Genomic DNA, 18,054 nt, shown 5'->3' with positions numbered 1-18,054 from the left:
TCAAGGGGGAGGCCCCGACTCGTTCAAGGGGAGGGCGGCAACGCCGGATCCGCTCCCCACGCCGCGGCGCACAGTGATCGGTCGACCTCCTCGGTGTAGTGGGCCGCCGCGAGCCAGGCGTGGGCGAACCGGTTGATGTCGGCGGGGACGAGACGGCCGAAGACGTCGCGGGACCGGTCCGCCGCGGCCGAATGGAGTTCGTCGAGGAGGTCTCCGGCGCAGGCGAAACCGTAGCGGCCCAGGCGCCGGCTGTCGGTGGCGCTGTCTCCGGGGAAGGCGAGCACACGGCGGCCCGCCGAGGCCGCCTGATGGACACGGCGGCGCAGAAGATGCAGCGGCGCCTCGTCCGGGGTGGGTGGCGATCCGGCGGGCGCCATCGCCGGGGCGGGCAGATCCGCGTGCTGGAGGCGGTCGAGACCCAGGTCGACATGGACCCCGGGAGCAGACGGGTGATCCGCGGCGAGGAGCAGCGCCCGGGGCAGAGGGGACGGGTCGAGTCGGGCGACGACCCGCAGTCGGGTGCCCGGGGCGGCCGCGAGGAGACGCAGGTTCTCGCGGTAGGGCAGCGCTGGGTGGTCATGGGCGGCGGCGAGACGGAGCGTCAGTCCGTCGCAGTCGGCGAGCAGGCAGGCTCCAGCTGCCTCGCGGACCGTACCGGTGAGGGTCACGTCGAGGAACAGCAGGCCGTCCCCGCCGGTCAGGGCACGTGACACCTGGTCGGCGACGGGCAGTGCCCACAGGTCGGCGAGAGGGCCCTCGCGCCAGGCGGCGCCGGACGCGCGCACCGCCCGTACGCCCGCGCCCGCACCCAGTCGGCCCGTCGGGGAGACGGTCGCACCGGAGACGGCGAGCCCGGCCCGCGACAGTTCACGGTGGGTGAGAGCCGTGTCCCCGATGCGTACGGCCCGGTCGGCCGCACCCACCGCCCGGCCGGGCCCTCCCGGGACGACATCCGAGACCGTATGGAGACGGCCCTCGGCGTCTGCCGTCCAGGTGACCGCTCCCGCGTAGCCGGTCGCCGTGAGGACCGGCTCGGAGAAGAGCCCGTACAGCCGCAGGGATCCGTCCGGCGTGTACGGCTGCCGTGCGGTGCCGCGCAGGGCGGCGAGTTCGGGGCCGGTGGAGCCCGGAAGGCGATGGGCTGTTCCGAGCACGTCGCGGAGCGCGGCGGTCAACTCGGTGAGGCGGTACGCCGGTTCGGCGCCGCGGGCGGCGCGCAGTTGCGTGACCACGGAGACCGCCGAGGCCGCGATCCGGGGCAGACCGCTGATCCGTGCGGTGTGAGCGGCGCGCAGCAACTCCGCCTGCAGCACGGCGCCCGCCCCGTCCGTACCGGCTTCGAGTACGGCGGCCGCGGCACCGTACATGGCCTGCGCGGCGGCACGCTGTTCGGGGGTGGGGGTCTCGGGCTCCGTGGGCGACGCGGACTGGGTGCTCGGCGGGTCCGCCGAGATCGCCGTATTCGCGGAGGCAGGGGCGTCCTGACTGACCGTTACGGCTACGGCGTCCGGTATCGACTGTGAGTGTGACCGCGACTGCGACTCGGTCTCGGGCTCCGAGTCGGAATTGGCGATCGGTGCCGCCGAGGCCGCGGCCGCGCGGTGCAGGCAGTCCGGTGCCAGCAGGCAGCCGCAGCGGATCGCTTCCGTGCTGGTCACGGTGCCGCCGGGGGCGTGCAGTTCCAGATGGGTGTCGTCGTCGACGGCGATGCGTACGGTGTCGCCGTCGCGGACGGACGGCCGCTCCGCCAGCTTGGTGACGCCGGCGTCCAGCCGCTTGCGGAGCCGGGGCGTGAGCCCCTGGACGAGTTCGACGGTCACGGCCGGGGCGACCGGAGGCAGGTCGAGGCTCAAGAGACTTTCTCCCCTACCCAGCGGGCGAGTTCGAGTGGGCTGAGGGCGGCGACGGGCATGCCCGCGGCGACGAGTTGTCCCGCGACGCCGGTCGAGTACCGGGGGCGGCCGGAATCGTCCAGGCTCGCACAGCCGAGTACGTGGCAGCCCGCCCCGACGAGACTGCGGACTTCGGCGAGCAGACCACCGAGGGGGTAGCCCTCCTCGAAGTCGCTGATGACCACGACGAGGGTGCGGGACGGCACCGTGACGAGTTCGCGGGCGTGGCGCAGCCCGGCGGCGATGTGGGTGCCGCCGCCCACGCTGACCTCCAGCAGCAGCGACAGCGGGTCGTCGACATGGCCGGTGAGGTCGATGACCTCCGTGGAGAAGGCCAGGAAATGCGTGGACAGGGTCGGAACCCCGGCCAGGACGGAAGCCGTGAGGGCCGCCCAGACCGTCGACGCCTCCATGGACCCCGACACGTCGGTGACCAGGATCAGCCGCCAGTCCGCGGCGCGTTTGGCGCGCGAACGGAAGACGGGGTGCTCCGGAATCACCTGGACGGTGCCGTCCGGGCCACGGCGCGCCGTCGCGAGGTTGGCGCGCAGCGTGCGGGGCAGATCGAGGCCGCCGCCCGGCCGTCGGCTGGGTCGCGGCAGGACCGCGCCGTGCAGCGCGGGACGCAGCCGCGTGGCCAGTTCCCGGGTCAGCGCCTCGACCAGGCGCCGGACCAGCGGGCGCAGAGCGGCCAGTTGCGCCTCGGGCAGTCCTCCCGCGTGCTGGAGCACGGTGCGCAGCAGGTCGACGGAGGGCCGCACGACGTCCGGGTTGAGCTCGGCGATCACGTCCTTGCGGCCCGACGCTGCGGCCGCCGCCAGCACCTCTTCCCGGATGCCCGGTCCGAACAGGGCGGCCAGTTCCTCGGACCACTCGCGCACTCCTGGGTACGAGGCCTCCCGGCCGCCCCCGCCGCGTCGGCCGGGTCCGGTCAGGTCGCCCCTGCTGCCCTCGCCGCGTCCGCTGCCGTACAACTCGTCCAGCGCGGTAGCGAACGCCGAGGCCGAGCGCGGCAGTTGATCCGTACGACGGCCGAGTACGAGCCGCCAGCGGTCGGCGGACGTGAGGACGTGATCCTCGGGGGAGTGCTCAGCAACTCGCTCGGATGCTTCGGTTGCTTCAGTTGTTTCGGCTCCGGCCCCGTGGACTCCGAGGGCTTCGGTGGCCTCGCCCGCTTCGGGGTTTCCGGACGCCGGAACGAGGTCGTCCGCCCTGGCTGGAGGCAGTAGCCCTAGCGTGCGCAGGGCGGCGCGGGCCGCGAGGTCCGCGCGGGTCCAGGTCGCGAGTGCGGCGGGGTCGACGCCGCCGGTGTCGGCCAGATGCGTGGTGGCGAGGCGCTCTTCGACGGTGTCGAGGAGCCGGTCGCGTGCCGCCGGACTGAGGGTGTCGAAGCCTCCCCGGAGCGCGGGGAGCCGGTCGAGGAACTGCCGGTCGGGCATCTCGATGACGCGGCTGAGCAGCGGTTCCAGGGCGGGAGCCGCCGCCTCCAGGAGCGGGCCCGCGGCGGTCAGCACCCCGATGAGCCGGTCGGTGAGGGCGGTCCGGGCTTCCGGAGTGTTGGCCGAGTCGACCCACGAGGCGATGCGATCGCCCAGAACATGCGGATCCTCGTGACCGAGGAGAACGCGTACGGCTCCGGCGGCGCCGCGCATCAGCGGGGAGCCGTCGGCGGCCAGCCGGGCGAGTGCGTCGGCGAGGCGTATGCCACCCAAGAGGTCCGCGCGATGGGCGAGTTCGAGCAGCGCGCGCGCGTCGCCCCGGTCCTCGGAACCCGTGAGACCGTCCACCTGCCGCACCGCCGCGGCGGTCAGCAGCTCGGCGACCGCGCCCACCGTGTCCGTACGTTCCGCGTCACGTTCCTCGTCGGTGACGAGGCCCGCGACATGACCTGCCCGCAGTCGGTCCAACAGGGCCAGACCGGCGAGGAGTTCCGGCAGCGTGGCGGACTGCGGCAGTACGTCGCGGACGTCGGCGAGGCGTTCGTCCGTGAGGGCGGGCAGGCCGCACTCCGCCGCCTGCCGAAGGCCGTGCAGGGTCTGCGCGGCCGTGGGCCCGCCCTCGTCCCGCTCGGCGCGCCGACGTTCGCGCAACAATCCCTCGGCCGCCTGCGCCGGGGTGACTCCTCGGACACCGGCCGCGGTCAGCATGGCCGCGGTGGCGGGCGTCCAGCGCACCTCCCAACGGGAGGTCAGCGCCTCGGAACCGCCGGCGCCGACGACCTCCTTGGGGTCTCCGTACGGCACGCCGCACACGGTCAGGCGCTGCAGCAGGAGCTCGCGGCGGCGGTCCAGGTCGGAACGCAGTGGGTCGATGCGCAGATCCCGCTTGGCGTCGGTGCCGTGACTGTCGGGCCCGGGCAGCCCCAACGCCGCCAGTTCCGCCTCCACCGCCGGGGCGAGTCCGCTGCGGGGTGCTCCCGGTGCCGGGCGGCCGCCGCGCGTTCCCACGAGCACGCGCTCCATCGCCTGTGCGACGGCCCGGCCGCGCCCGTACGGCTCGCCCTGTGTGAGTACGGTCTGCACGGCTTCGACCAGCTCGCCCCGGCCGGCCGCGGGGAGTCCACGCAGCCGGGCGAGGTCGCCCGCGAGGCGGCAGATCTCCCGGGCGTCGGCGGGTCCCGACGGGTGGCCGAGAGTGCGTAGTTGGGCGCAGATCTGTACGGCGGCGCGTGTCAGGGCGTCTTCCAACGCGGCCGGGTCGCCTGCCGCGCCCAGGACCAGGTGCTGCCATTCCGGGTCCCGGATGCCCGCCGGGTAGCCGGACCGCTCGTCGAGGAGCGCGTAGGTGTAGGGGATGAACGACGTCGTCCATGCCGGGGCCTCGGCGTCCGGGCCGACGGGGGCGGGCGACCGGGGTTCGGCCGGTGTGCCCGGTGACGTCAACGCCGGGGCGTGGAAGGCGCCGACGACCACGGCGGCGCGTTCGCCGTTCGCGGTGGCGGCGGCCAGTTGGGCGCGCATCCACTCCTCGCGCCGCAGATCCAGCTCGGGCACGCCTCCTCCCGACGCGGCCGCGTCCTCGCGCAGAGCCCAGCCCGTCAGGAGGGCGGCGCGCCGCAGTGCTTCGGGAGGCGAGCCCGGGGCGGCGGCCTCGACAAGTCGGTCCCACAGGTCGTCACCGGTACGGCCCGTGAGCCGGGCCCGTAGCGCGGTGGCGAGGCCGACTCGGCGGGACGTCTCGCGGACGCCGACGGGACCGGGAGCGTCCGGTGTGCCGCCGGTGTCCGGTGAGGGGGCGGGGCCCTCGGCTGTCTGTGCGGTTGCTGGAGGGGCGGGGCTGCCGGGCGCCTGTGCAGAGGCCGGATCGGTGGTCGGGCCGGGCGGCTCCGGCGCGGAGGACCCGTCCGTGCCGTCGTCCGGGCATGCGGGGGCGTGCCGTTCGGTGCTCCACGCCCGGTCGGCGAGCGGCAGGTCGCAGGCGACGACCGGCACGTCGTGCCGCGCGGCCCAGCGCACGGCGGCGAGTTCGGGCGAGAAGTCGGCGAACGGATAGAAGGCCGGGCCCCGGCCGCCGCCCCCGTCGCGGGGAGCGGCGGCGAGGGCGACCGGGGCCCGCGTCTCCTCGTGACCGAGCCAGGGCAGCCATTCCTGCATCTCGTCGGGGAGTTCGACGAGCAGCACGTCCGGCTTCTCCGCGTCCAGCAGCGCGGGCACGGCCGCGGCCAGGGAGGGCGCGTGGTGCCGTACGCCGATGAGGTAGGGCGCCGCCGGGTCGGTGAGGGCCGTGACGGCTTCGTCGGGGGAGAGAGGCACGGTGGTCAGTCCTCCAGGACGGTGCGCAGGTCCCACAGGGTGCGCCAGGTGGCGGAGCCCTGTTCGGCGCGGCGCCTGACGGGGCCGTCCCAGTAGCCGCGGAGCCGGGCCGCGTCGGCGGGGTCGTCCTTGCGGACCACGCCGAGGAGGTGACCGGGCAGCAGGCCCAGGACGTCACGGTCGCCCGGGAAGTAGGCGGCGGCGAGCCCCAGCGCGCCCGCCACGGACACGGCTTCCGCGGTGCTCATCACCGTGGAGGGCCGCTCGACCTCCCAGCCTTCCGCGGACCGGCCCTCCCGCAGGTCCCGGAAGGCCGTGATGAGGGCCTCCAGCACGGCGTCGTCGACCCGGAAGGGTGCTCCGGCCCGCTCGACCGAGGCGCGCGCCTGACTGCGTACGAGCGCGGTCTCGGCATCGAGGTCCGCGATGGGGCCGACGGTCTCGAAGTTGAAGCGCCGCTTGAGCGCGGCAGACATCTCGGAGACCCCCTTGTCGCGCAGGTTGGCGGTCGCGATGAGGCTGAAGCCGGGCGCCGCGTGGGCCAGGGAGTCCTCGGTGCCCGCCAGTTCGGGTACGGCGACGCGCCGCTCGGAGAGCAACGACACCAGTGCGTCCTGCACTTCGGGCAGGCAGCGGGTGACCTCCTCCACCCGGGCGACGGCTCCCCGGGTCATGGCGGTCAGGACGGGCGAGGGCACGAGGGCCTGCCGGCTGGGTCCCTGGGCCAGCAACAGGGCGTAGTTCCAGCCGTACTTCAGCTGGTCCTCCGTCGTGCCCGCGGTGCCCTGGACGACCAGGCCGCTGGTGCCGCAGACGGCTGCGGACAGCAGCTCGGACAGCATGGACTTGGCGGTGCCCGGCTCGCCGACGAGCAGCAGCCCGCGCTCACCGGCGAGGGTGACGACGCACCGCTCGACCAGGGCTCGGTCGCCGACGAACTTGCCCTCGACGACCACGCGCCGCGGCACACCCTCGGGCGTCGGGGCGCCGTCCGGCAGCCGCAGGGCCCGGCCGTCGCTGCCCATGACGAACGTGACGACGGCACGGGGGGTGAGCCGCCACGCGGGCGGGCGTGGCCCGTCGTCGTAGGCGGCGAGGAAAGCCAGCTCGGCGGCGTGCCTGTCCTCGGGCGGGGTGATCTGGCGGGCCGTGTCGGCGGCCAGGGTGGTGGTCATCGGTGGTCCGTCCGGTCGGGTCGGGAGGGCGTGAGCAGAGGGGTAGTCAGCTGAGGGCGCGTCATCCAGGGAGCAGTCAGCACGGGTTCGTTCTGTCGGCTCGTCCTGCGGGCTCGGGCGGTCGGCTCGGTGGGCGTCATCGGCGGCGGCCCTTGCGCGTGGCGCGGGTGGTGAGTTTCTCGTAGGCGGGCGCGTCGCCGTCCCGGACGCGGGCCCAGGCGCGGGCGAACAGGTCGGGCACCGGGAGGCGGGGCACGGCACGCGAGCGGTCGCGCACCGGGTAGAGGCCCTCCTTCCACGTCTCCACCGGCAGGGCGGGGGACTTGAGGTCGCGCCAGCCGCAGGGCAGGAAGAGGGTGCGTCCGGCGCGCGGTCGCTTCGCCTCGACGACCAGGTCGGTGGCGGCCAGTTCGGTGCGGGCCTTCTTCAGCCGAGCGGGCTTCCAGCCGGTCCAGCGCGCGCAGTTGCGGTCCGTCGGATCGGGCAGGGCCAGCAACTGGAGGTAGAGCGCGGCCGCGTCCTCGCTCAGACCGTGTGCCGAGGCCACTTCGGCGACCAGCGCGGGAGCGACGACGGTCGGGTCCTGCGCGTGACCGACGGGCCCGTCGGGGCCGAGGCCGGCCGCCAGGGAGCGGCCGAGTCCGTCGCCCAGGATCGCGCGCAGGGCCTGGAGCCCACTGTCGCGATCCGGACCCACCAGGCCTTCCAGGAGCCCGAGGACCGCGTCGTCCGGACCGGTGAGGACGGCGGGGCGGAGCAGTACCGCCTCCTGCTCGCCGTACCAGGGGCGCAGCACGAGAGCCTCGCCGACAGGCGTCAGACCGTGTGCGTCGGCGCCTCCGGTGGCGGGAAGCCCATACGCCTTGCGCAGTTCGACCGCTGTCGAGCCGCCCTTGTCCGTCCACATGACGTCGAGTTCGAGCAGCAGCCCGGGGTCGGTGAGGCGGCGCCGCACGGCGGCCAGGCCCTCGGGCAGGCGGGCGCGCAGCGGGTCCCCGTACGGCAGGCCGTAGGCGAGTGCGGCCAGGGCGGCGACGGCACGGGTCAGGTCGTGCCGTCCGGGCAGCGCCGCGGGGTCCTCGGCGGCGAGGTTGCCGTCCTTGTCCGGCCGTTGGACCGTCGTGCGGCTGATCCAGGGGGTGATCGTCGGATTGAGCACGGCCTCGACGGAGTCGGCGGTCAGACCGGCGAGATCGACCGCGAGGTCCTCGGGCAGGCGGACGACGGAACCGAGGCGCTCGGCCCACACCCGGCCCGCGGCCGCGATGTCCGGTCCGGTCGTCCACAGATCGGCAGGGTCCTCGGGCAGCAGGGCGCTCATGAGGGCGAACCGGTCCTCGCGGCCGAGCGACGACAGACGGCCGTTGCCCAGGTCCATCTGCCGAGGTCTGAGACCGATCGTGGCGAGTACGTCGGCGCTGGGGTGCTGCGGACGCGCGGCGAGGAGCACGGTGGCCTGGATGGGGCCCAGACCGTCACGGGTCGTGGCGGCGAACGCGGCGGGCGCCTCGGAGTGCCAGGGGGCGGCGCCCTTGTCCCGGATCGTCCGGGTGAGGGCGGCCAGCCCGTCGGTGGGGAACACCGAAGGCACCGCGGTCTCCTTGTCCAGGGTGAAGTGGGCGACGGCGCCGAACGCGCCGGAGGGGTCGTGGTCGAGGGCGAGCCAACCGACTCGGTTGCGCTCGGTGTCGACGGACTGGCAGCCGAGGAGGACCACGGTGCGTCCGTCCCGGCGGAGCACCTGACCGGCGCGTTGCTGCTTGTTGTGCGGCTCGCTCAGCAGGATCTCGCGCAGGCCGTGTCCGGGTGCGGCCAGCGGTCCTTCGGCGACCGCCTCCAGCAGCAGGAGCAGGGCTTCCCGTTCCGCGTCGGTCAGGGTGGGCGTCGCGGCCCGGTAGGCCAGTGGCCGCAGTACGGCCAGGAGCGACGGCCACACGACGCCGATGTCGGGGACCGTGCGCTCCTCGCTCCGCCAGCCGTCACCGAGGGTGCCCGTCTGCGCGAGATCGGGCAGCGGCTTGCCCTCGGCGGGGCGTCCGGACAGCACGTGGTTCACGGCTCGGATCTGGCGCAGGGCGGTCCACGCGTGGTTGCCTCCCCACCATCCCCCCAGATCGGCGATTCCGGCGGTGACCGCGCGCAGGGTCCGGTCCTCGCCGTGCTTGGGGCGGTAGTCGGCGAACATCTCCTCGTTCTGCCGCTGTTCGGGCCGCTTCTTCTCGGCCGGCGGTGCCACGAACGCGGCGGCCGTCCCGGCGAGTTGGAGCGCAGTACGGACCAGGGCGGACACACCGATGAGTAGCCGCTCGTCGGTGAGGCCGGGCAGCGCCCTCGACACGGCAGGCCGAATGAAGTCGTCCACCGACGGGACGACGGGCTTGCCGTCGACGGTGGTACTGGCGGCGTCACCGGCCTTGACGAGCTGAGCCTCACGCTCGGCCAGCGCCTGGGCCGCGGCCTCCAGCATGTGGGCCGCCGTCTCGTCCGTCAGCGCGCGCAGCACGGCGGACGCCAGCTCGTCACGGGCGCGCAGTGCGTGCCAGAAGGCGACAGGCGGTACGAGCCGGGTGCCGGCGGCGTACTCCCCGCCCCGCTGACCGGGTGTCACCCGGCCGAGCTCGCCGGTGTCCGAGGTGTCGTCGGAGGCGAACAGCGCGACATGCTGATGGAGGTACGCGGCGACGGGCTCGGCGCCTCCGGGCAGTCGGAGCGCACCGAGAGGGAAGCCGGCCGCCCGCAGTGTGACGGTCCGGCCGTCCGGCGTACCGGCGGTCATCGGTGTCTCGGTGTCTTCGACCCGCGAGCGAACCCAGCGACCGAGCACCGTGCCGTCGGTGCCGAAGGGGCTGTGTTCCAGGCCGGGTTGCAATGGCAGGACCTCGCAGAGGTGCTGCAGGAGTGTGGCGTCCTCGCGGATGCCGGACCGCAGGAAGGCGGGCAGGGAGGCCCGTCCGTGCGTGCCGGTGGCCGGGTCGTACTCCAGCCAGACCTGCTGTCGGCCCTGTCTGCCCTGGCGCCAGCAGGTCGTGCCGTCGCCTATGACGGACCGGCTCGGCGGCAGGACGGTGTCACCGGCGTGCAGCGTGCGTCCGCCGGTGGCACGGCCGCCGCCGGACAGGGGGATGGAGGGATCACCGGCGTCGTTGCCGTACCAGTGGGGCAGTTGCTCGCCGCCGAGAGTGAAAACCTCGGACGGCCGGGCCGACCAGTAGCCGAACTGCTTGCTGTCCTGCCGCCACATCACGAGCAGTTCGCCGTCGGTGTAGCGGAACTGCGGTTGCTGCCAGCGGTCGAGTTCGACGGGCAGGCGCAGGTCGTGGTCGAGCAGCACCTTGTCCGGTCCGACGACGACGGCCTTGTGTCTGCGGGAGAGGATCAGCGCGGGCCAGGCCTCGGTCAGGCGCAGTGGGTCGTCGTCGTGGTTGCGATTGCGGTTGCGGCCGTGCTTGCTCTTGGTCTCGGTGTCGGTTTCGAGGAGGCGCAGCGCCTCGTCCAGGGCGGGCCAGCCCAGTTCGTCGGGGATGCCGGCACGCAGGGTGCGGCCGAGCAGCGGCGCGATCTCGTGCTCCGCGATACGCGCGACCGCTTGAGGGCTGACCCTGGCGGCGACCGGACGGAAGCGGCGCAGGCGGTGGAGTGCGGCGCGGGCGCCGGGCAGGCCCGTCGAGGCGCGGAACGTCTCGGCCGCGTCGTCCAGCCACTCGCGCAGCACGTCACCCAGTACAGGATGGGAGGCGAGGGCCTCCAGCACGCCGGCGAGTGTCCGGTCGTCGCTCAGCGTGTCGATGGCCCGGTGCAGCAGGGGCCGGAAACGAGGATCCGCGGCGGTGGCGGTCAGGTCGCGCCCGCCGGGCTGACGATCGCGAAGCCAGCGGTCGAGGGACAGATACACCTCCTTGTCCGCGTCCGGCACCGCGAGGGGAACTCCCTGTGCCACGCACAGGTCCAGCAGGTCCAGGTCGGCACCGGCGTGCCAGCGGCCAGTGAACAGGTCCACGGCCCGGCCGTCGGCACACAGCCGCGGCGCCATCCGTTCGACGAGCTGGAGGGTGAGCGGGGAGCGTGCGCTGACCGTGCCGCCGTGCTTGCGGTGGGCGGCCCAGCGGCTGAGCCACTCCGCCGCGTCGACGACTCCTGCCTGCTCGCCGTCCTGACTGTTCTGACCGTCCCCGCCGTCCCCGCCGTCCCCGCCGTCCTCGCCCGTGAGGAGGCGATCGGCGCCGCACTCGGCGAGCAGCGTCAACCAGAACTCGTCGTCCTTGACCTCGCGTCCCAGGGAGGTTGGCATGATCTCCAACAGCCGTGCCCGTACGGCCGGTTGCCGCTCGGCGAGGACCGTCAGGGTTGCCCGGTAGGCGGTCCAGAAGGAGACGGGCGCGCGCACCGCGGCGGGCGAGGCGACCAGGTCGGCCACCAGGGCGCACTCCTCGGTGACCCGGGGCAGCCCGGCGGCCTTGATCAGGACGCGGGCGTCCTGCGGCAGCGACGCGTACGGCGGCATGCCCGCCGCGCAGCGCTCCACGCACAGCTGCCGGAACTGCGACCACGCCGTGGCCGGGTCGAGCCGACGGGCCAGGTCCTTCACATGTTCCTTGAGGGCCTTGACCGTCAGCGCCCCGGCGAAGGCGAACTCCAGGAACACGGCGCGCTGCCGCTCCTCGTCGACGGTGAGCGCGTGCACCCGCTCGGCCTCACGGGCCTTGCCGAAGAAGGCGGCGGCGTACGTCGTGTTCTCGTGCTGGAGGAAGATCCGGGCGGCCTGCTCGTAGAAGGTGGGCAGGAAGTGCGGCACGGCACGGCCGAGCCGCTCGCCGAGTTCCTCGAAGCCCTCCTTGGCGGTGCCGGGGCGGGACTTGGCCTGGCGTGCGAGCCGTTCGACGTCCTTGACCAGGGCCAGCGCGTGATGGCCGTTCGCCGGGTCGTTGACCAGCGCCCAGGCGGGGAAGCCGAGGGTCTCGCGGCGCACCTGTCCGACCTCGGGGGTCTCCGGTTCGCGGACCAGACCGAGGAACTCCAGGGCGAGATCCTCGGCCTCGCCGAGGGTGCCCGGCACGAGACGGACGGCGAGCCGGCCGTCCAGCGCGGGATGGGTGTACGTCCGTACGGTGAGGGAGTCGGCATCCTCGCCCGCAGTGGTGCCCAGGGGCAGGACGGCGCCGGCTTCGAGCAGCGCGGCCGCGGTGGTGTGTGCGTAGGTGGTCATGCCGCCTGCTCCTCGTCCTCGATGTCACGCCCGGCGAACAGTGCGGCAGCCATGCGCATGCCCTCCGACCAGGCGACGGGCCCCACCTGACCGAGCTTCAGCACCCGGCCGGAGCCGTCGGTCCACATGAGGGGGCCGGTCTCGGTCTCCTCGTAGCCGTCGTAGTCGCCGATCCAGACGCGGGCCTCCACGCCGCGGGCGTCCTCCCGCACGGAGCAGACGGCGTTGCCGCCGCGCACGCGGTAGCCGAGCTTGGTGGTCCTGCCGTGCAGGAAGCGCAGTTGCTTGAACGCGCCGCCCGCGTAGTCCTCCACGGTGGTGGCCTCGGCGTCGAGGCCGACGGGGCGCTGCCACACTTCGCGGAAGAGTTGCTGGGCACGCTGCTCCACGCCGAGTTCGACCGCGAACTCCCGCAGTTCCTCAAGGTCGTCGAGAAGGACGGGGTGGGGGAGGTGGACGAGCGCGGAGGCGATGCGCACGCTGTCCCCGTCGAGGTCGACGAGGCCGAGCCCGCGGTCGAGGTCGGCGTCCCTGAGGAATCCCGCCACTTCGCCGTCCGGACCGGTGACGACGAGATCGCGCAGCGCGCCCTGCCAGGCGGGATCCGGCCACACGCGGGCGATGACGGGGAGTGGCACCGGAAGTGAGCGCACCATCCACTTCTCGACATCGGCGAGGCACTGGCGCTCGTGCCGTTCCAGCCACTCGGCGAGCTGCCGCAGTCCCATGACCGCGGGATCGTCGGCGAGTTTGGCCGGTACGGACTTCAACTGCCGCCCCGCGGCGTTGCGGCACACCACCTTTCCGCCGTCGAGGCCGACCTCGTAGTCCCCGGCCGTGACCCACCCCATATGTGCCTCCCCGCACTTCACTGATCAAGTGACCGGAACTCTAAGTGAGACCACTGACACCCCTGTTCCGAGCCCACTGGGACCCGCCTCCGAGCCCACTCGGACCCCGCCCGCGGGCCGACTTCGAGCCTGAAGTCGGTAAGTCCCCAGTACCCTGCGGGTTTTCGAGGCGTTGCGGGAAACGGGGGTGCGGGATGGGACGTCAGGATCTCGCGGACACGCTGGACGACGAGATGAGGAAGCGGCTGCTGCCCCCGACCGCGATGCGCGCGCTGGGACTTTGGCCGGCCGGATCCGGCGCCGCCCTTCGCAGGGAGGGGCTCCCCGCGCGCTGATCCTGGATCAGCGGGTCGCGTGTGTGATGAGGGCTCATGCCACGCGGGTCGGCGCGGACATGGCACTGGCCTCCGCGTCGGACGTGGCCGCCTGGATCTGGTCGGACAGCGGCTGGACCTCCCATCGGTACGGGGTGTACCTGGGGTGGATCCACTCCGCGAGCGAGCAACTCGCCTCCGCGGGGATCGGGTGGCCCGGGTCACGCCCGGATCCGCTGGAACTGGCGTTGTTCGACGGTGTCTGGAATCCCGCGTCCTGACATCTGGCGCGGAGGAACGCCTGACCTGCCTTCTTTCGGCCTGTTCGAATCTCGTGGACCGGCGGTCGTGTTCACACGCACTCTTGCTTTCATCACAACAACCACACACCTCGGGAGAGACATCATGCGCACCCACCGCCTAGCCCTCCTGTGCAGTACCGCCGTACTGGCCCTCGGAGGAAGCCTCGCGGTCGCGCCCTCCGCGAGCGCCGCGGTCGCCGAGCCGAACTGCAACTACATCTCCGACACCGCCCGGCCCACGGTCCGTCCCAACGACGAGGGCAACGCGGTCCGCCAGGTGCAGTGCCTCATCAACACCTACAGCGCCTACCCCAACTGGCTTGAGGTGGACGGAGACTACGGTCCGGCCACCGCGCAGGGCATCTACTGGGTGCAGACCTGTAACGGCACCACGGGCGGTGCCGACGGCATCGTGGGCTCCAGCACCTGGTCCCGCCTGTACAGCCCCAAGCCCGCCTGCGCCCTGTAGGGCACTCCTCCGTTCCACCGGCTGCCCGCTTCCGACCGAAGGAGCGGGCAGCTTCGACCGGCCCGGACACCCCCACTGGAGGAATCACGCGATGACGGACCCGGACTCGAACCCCGCAGGCTCCCGGAGCCCAGCTCGCACGGCGTCCCCGGTACCGCGACGCGTGTTCCTGGGTGCCCTCGGAGCCGCCGCCGCGTTGAGCGTCGTACCCCGACCGCCCGCGGCCGCTGCCGCCTCCGCCGCGTACACCTTGCGCTCGCGCGCGGCCTGGGGCGCGGACGAGAGCCTGCGGTACGCCGCCGACGGCACGGAGACCTGGCCGCCGGAGTACTACCCGGTCCAGACCCTCACCGTGCACCACACCGACGACGGGAGCACCGATCCGGACCCGGCCGCCGTGGTACGCGCGATCTACCGCAACGACACCGTCGGCAAGGGCTACGGCGACATCGGCTACAACTTCCTGATCGACAGGAACGGCCTTGTGTACGAAGGGCGTTGGTCGGGCACCGACGGCACGCCCGCGCACGACGCGTCGGGGCGGCTCGTCACCGGCGCGCACGTCCAGGGATACAACAGCGGAAACATCGGAATAGCCCTTCTGGGGACGCTGACGACCACGCCCCCGACGACCGCCGCACGCACCGCGCTCATCCAGCTCCTGGCCGAACTGGCCGAGCGCCATGCGATCACCCCCTTGGGGAAGGTGTCCTACCTCAATCCGGTGAGCGGAGTGGGTCGCGTCGCGCCTGCCATCGGCGGACACCTCCACTGGGCAGCCACCGACTGCCCGGGTACGGTCTTCGCCGACATGCCCGCCATACGCACAGAGGTGGCCGCCCTGATCCAGGGCTGACGGCCCGGGCGTACACAGCACTGACTCCGCTGTGTGCGCCCGAGGTTGATCCGTTCCAGTCATTGTCTTCACGGGGCCGGCGCGGCATTGTCTGCCGCATCGGGCAGGAATCACGCATGGGGGGACCGTGCTGCGTATCCACTTCACGTCGGAGGACCTCGTCCGAACGCGGCTCGCCTGCCGCCCCGACCCCTTATGGGAGATCGCCGCCAGTCTGCACCGGTTACAGTCCCAGCTCGGGCGCTGGGCCCATGCCGCCTGGTACCGCGACGCCCGCGCCGCCATCGCCACACAGCAACTGGGCGCCGTCGTACGGACATTGCTGTTTCCGCTCTTCCCGCGCGCGACGTACTTCCCCGACTTCCTGACCCCGGCCGAGGCGGGCCACGGGCTGAAGAGCGGGCTCGACGCGATTCTCGACACGCCGCCTGCCCGGGTCCGGCACGAGATCGGTCTGCTGGCGCAGGTGAGGAACGTGCCGACGGACATGTACCGCCTGGCCGACAAGGACGTCCGCGCGGACCTGGTCGCGGCGCTGCGCAAGTACCACAACGCGGCCATCGCCCCCTACAGCGACCGAATGCAGGCCCGCGTCGACGCCGAGTGCGCCCGCCGAGGCCGCGATCTGCTGCACGGCGGAGCGGAAGCACTGCTCGGGGGACTGGGTCCCGCGATGCGCTGGAGAGCCCCCGTCCTGGAGGTGGAGTACGTGGGCGGTGTCGATCGTGATCTGCACCTGGGCGGCCGCGGCCTCGTCCTGATCCCCTCGTACTTCTGCTGGCAGAAGCCGGTCTCCTTCGCCGATCCCGATCTGCCGCCCGTCCTGCTGTATCCGCTGGCATCAGGCGGCCCCATGCCCCAACACCGCCCTGCCGAGGCGCCGTTGTCGGCACTGCTCGGACGCACCCGCGCCGCGGTACTGCTCGCGGTGACGTACGGCGCCACCAACTCGGAGATCGCCCGCGCGGTCTCGGTGTCCCCCGCCAACGCCAGCCACCACACCACGGTGCTGCGCGACTCGGGACTCATCGCCAGCCACCGCCATGCGAACACCGTCCTGCACACCCTCACCCCGCTGGGAGCGGCACTCCTCCGCCTTCCCGACCAGGACCGCCAGATCACGGTGCAGGACGGCTGAGTACCGGAGCCCGGTCCTCCCGGGGCGGCCGTGACGCCACCGGGCCGCCCACAGTACGGTCACACCGAGGACGGGAGACGCCGGAAGAGGAACACCCCATGAGACCGAGCGCAGATGACGCCGCACGTCTGGAGGACGCGGCGCTTACGCGTGCCGCGCAGGCGGGTGACGTCACTGCCCTGGGTCTGCTGCTCGAACGGCACCGGGCAGGCATGCGCGCGGTGGCACTGAGCATCCTGGGACCGGGGCCGGATGTCGACGACGTGCTCCAGGACGCGGCCGTGACCGCGCTCCGCAGGGTGGGCGACGTCCGCGACCCGGCGGCCATCGGCGCATGGCTGCGGATGATCGTGCGCAACGCCGCCCGTTCCCTGTTGCGAGGTGCCGTTGCCTTCCGGCCGATCGACGATCTGCAGGTGCCGTCCACGGACGCCGGACCGGAGCGCCGGTTGGAGCACCACGCGATGCGGGACTGGATCTGGGAGGCCATCGAAGAGCTCTCCCCGGCACTGCGACTGCCCCTGGTACTGCGTCACTTCAGCACCGGCGTCACGTCCTACGAGCGGATAGCCGACGCATGCGGAGTCCCGGTCGGCACGGTTCGCAGCCGGCTCAACCAGGGACGGGCCAAGCTCGCGACCGCCCTCGCCGCCACCGCGGACGCCCCGCACGGCGACACCGCGCGGCGCACCCGTGCCAGCCGTGTCGAGGCACGCGAGACACTGGCCGCCGCCGAGAGCGGACGGTTCGGCGCGCTGCTCACCGAACGCTGGTCGCCCGACATCGCACTGCTCAGGGGGAACGAACCGGTGGGCTACCGGAGCCTCATCGTGCGGGGCATGGACGGCGACCTCGAAGCCGGTGTACGGCAGCGCCTGGCCCATGCCGTGGCCGGCCGGTCCCTCGTCGTGTGGGAGATGGACCTCCTCGCCCCCGCCGACGATCCCGACCACTGCCCGCCCTCGGTGGCCTGGCTCATGACCCTGGACGACGCCGGTCGTCCGCACCGGCTGCGCCTCCTGCACCCCAGGCCGGTCCAGGCCCTCCAGGCACTGACTCCGATGTGACGGGCGTCACGTAGATCGGGTCGAACTTCGCCCTCTCTCCGGCGTCCTGCCGGTGTCATCGACACCTGCCGGACACGGAGACCCCATGACAACGTCCTCTTTGACCAACCCCCTGGCCGCCGGAACGCACACCGTCGAGATCGACGGAGTCGCGCAGCGCTATCACGTCCACGGCACCGGACCGGTGTGCATCGCCCACTCCGGCGGACCGGGCATCTTCTGGGAGTACCTGCGGATGCCCACGCTGGAGCGGCATCTGACGGTCGTGTACCCGGAGCCGATCGGCACCGGCGCCTCCGGCAAGCTGCCCTCCCACCCCCACGGCTACACCCGGCCCCGGTACAGCCGCTTCCTCGGGGCGCTGATCGACCACCTCGGCGTACCCGAGGTGCACCTCCTGGGGCACTCGCACGGCGGCTTCGTCGTCCAGCACCACGCCCTGCACCACTCCGGGCGCGTCGCCGGGGTGATCCTCTACGACAGCGCGCCGCTGACCGGTCCAGAACACGGCGCCGAGGCCATGCGCCTGGTCCAGCTGTTCGCCGAGCGGCACGCGGACCACCCCGGACTCCCCGAGGTCCTCGCGGCCTTCCAGGCCATCCCCACGATCTCCGACGACGCACAGATGACAGCCGTCGCCAGGGGACTGCTCCCCTCGTACTTCGCCGACTACTGGGGCAGGGAGGAGGAGTTCGCCCCCTTGCGCGCCTCCGTGCGGGCCACGCACATCTCCGGGCTGGACGAGAAACTCGCCCCGCACGTCATCGACGACCGTGCGGACCTCGGCTCACTGACCGTGCCGGCCCTCGTCGTCGTCGGCCGCCACGACGTCATCTGCGGGGTGCGATGGGCCGAGGAACTGCACGGGCTGATCCCCGGCTCGCAGCTGCTGGTCCTGGAGAACAGCGGGCACTTCGGCCACATCGAGGAGCCGGAGACCTTCGCGCGGGCAGTGACGCGCTTCGTGAACTAGGCCATTTGGCAGAAGCCTGCGCGAACGGTCCGACCTAGCTTGTATCTGCCCGGAAGCCTCCG

At 72.9% G+C, this 18,054-nt stretch carries 12 protein-coding genes; 7 read left to right on the top strand and 5 right to left on the bottom strand.

The features are described 5' to 3' along the window. Positions 1-23 precede the first annotated feature (23 nt). From ACZ5VQ_RS02635 to ACZ5VQ_RS02615, 5 genes are all read right to left on the bottom strand, one after another. The gene (locus ACZ5VQ_RS02635; protein WP_469103317.1) at positions 24-1,853 is read right to left on the bottom strand and encodes a hypothetical protein; all 1,830 of its coding nucleotides are present in this window, start codon (positions 1,851-1,853) and stop codon (positions 24-26) included. Next, positions 1,850-5,644 carry a vWA domain-containing protein gene (locus ACZ5VQ_RS02630; protein ID WP_469103316.1) on the bottom strand — a complete coding sequence of 1,265 codons (3,795 nt, stop codon included), beginning with the start codon at positions 5,642-5,644 and terminating at the stop codon, positions 1,850-1,852. The genes ACZ5VQ_RS02635 and ACZ5VQ_RS02630 overlap by 4 nt, the downstream gene beginning before the upstream one ends. Positions 5,645-5,649: 5 nt before the next feature. After that, complete coding sequence (locus tag ACZ5VQ_RS02625; protein ID WP_469103315.1) at positions 5,650-6,819, bottom strand: ATP-binding protein; 1,170 nt, start codon at positions 6,817-6,819, stop codon at positions 5,650-5,652. Positions 6,820-6,955: 136 nt separating this feature from the next. Further along, positions 6,956-12,022 carry a hypothetical protein gene (locus ACZ5VQ_RS02620; protein WP_469103314.1) on the bottom strand — a complete coding sequence of 1,689 codons (5,067 nt, stop codon included), beginning with the start codon at positions 12,020-12,022 and terminating at the stop codon, positions 6,956-6,958. After that, a complete protein-coding gene (locus tag ACZ5VQ_RS02615) occupies positions 12,019-12,873 on the bottom strand; it encodes a DUF4132 domain-containing protein (protein WP_469103313.1) in 855 nt (284 codons plus the stop codon). Before ACZ5VQ_RS02615 ends, ACZ5VQ_RS02620 begins: the two co-directional genes overlap by 4 nt. 194 nt (positions 12,874-13,067) lie before the next feature. Here ACZ5VQ_RS02615 and ACZ5VQ_RS02610 point away from each other — a divergent pair, with 194 nt between their 5' ends. The 7 genes from ACZ5VQ_RS02610 to ACZ5VQ_RS02580 all read left to right on the top strand — a co-directional run bounded on the left by ACZ5VQ_RS02610 (position 13,068) and on the right by ACZ5VQ_RS02580 (position 17,992). Continuing rightward, the gene (locus ACZ5VQ_RS02610) at positions 13,068-13,208 is read left to right on the top strand and encodes a hypothetical protein (protein WP_469103312.1); all 141 of its coding nucleotides are present in this window, start codon (positions 13,068-13,070) and stop codon (positions 13,206-13,208) included. Between the two features lie 26 nt (positions 13,209-13,234). Continuing rightward, positions 13,235-13,468 carry an 8-oxoguanine DNA glycosylase OGG fold protein gene (locus ACZ5VQ_RS02605; RefSeq protein ID WP_469103311.1) on the top strand — a complete coding sequence of 78 codons (234 nt, stop codon included), beginning with the start codon at positions 13,235-13,237 and terminating at the stop codon, positions 13,466-13,468. A gap of 124 nt (positions 13,469-13,592) precedes the next feature. Continuing rightward, positions 13,593-13,958, top strand: coding sequence for a peptidoglycan-binding domain-containing protein (locus tag ACZ5VQ_RS02600; RefSeq protein WP_362070805.1), 366 nt, complete (start codon positions 13,593-13,595; stop codon positions 13,956-13,958). A 196-nt stretch (positions 13,959-14,154) separates the two neighbouring features. Continuing rightward, the gene (locus tag ACZ5VQ_RS02595; protein ID WP_469103310.1) at positions 14,155-14,814 is read left to right on the top strand and encodes an N-acetylmuramoyl-L-alanine amidase; all 660 of its coding nucleotides are present in this window, start codon (positions 14,155-14,157) and stop codon (positions 14,812-14,814) included. A 127-nt stretch (positions 14,815-14,941) separates the two neighbouring features. Further along, complete coding sequence (locus ACZ5VQ_RS02590) at positions 14,942-15,952, top strand: ArsR/SmtB family transcription factor (RefSeq protein ID WP_469103309.1); 1,011 nt, start codon at positions 14,942-14,944, stop codon at positions 15,950-15,952. Positions 15,953-16,050: 98 nt separating this feature from the next. Next, positions 16,051-17,019: an RNA polymerase sigma factor gene (locus ACZ5VQ_RS02585; RefSeq protein WP_469103308.1), complete on the top strand. Its 969-nt coding sequence runs from the start codon at positions 16,051-16,053 to the stop codon at positions 17,017-17,019. An 85-nt stretch (positions 17,020-17,104) separates the two neighbouring features. Continuing rightward, positions 17,105-17,992, top strand: a complete 888-nt coding sequence (locus ACZ5VQ_RS02580; RefSeq protein WP_469103307.1) for an alpha/beta fold hydrolase — start codon at positions 17,105-17,107, stop codon at positions 17,990-17,992. The last annotated feature ends 62 nt before the right edge of the window (positions 17,993-18,054 follow it).

The sequence above is a fragment of the Streptomyces sp. NPDC033178 genome (assembly GCF_055577685.1).
The sequence above is the reverse complement of the archived record's forward strand: the minus strand, read 5'-3'. Positions and strand labels throughout refer to the sequence as shown.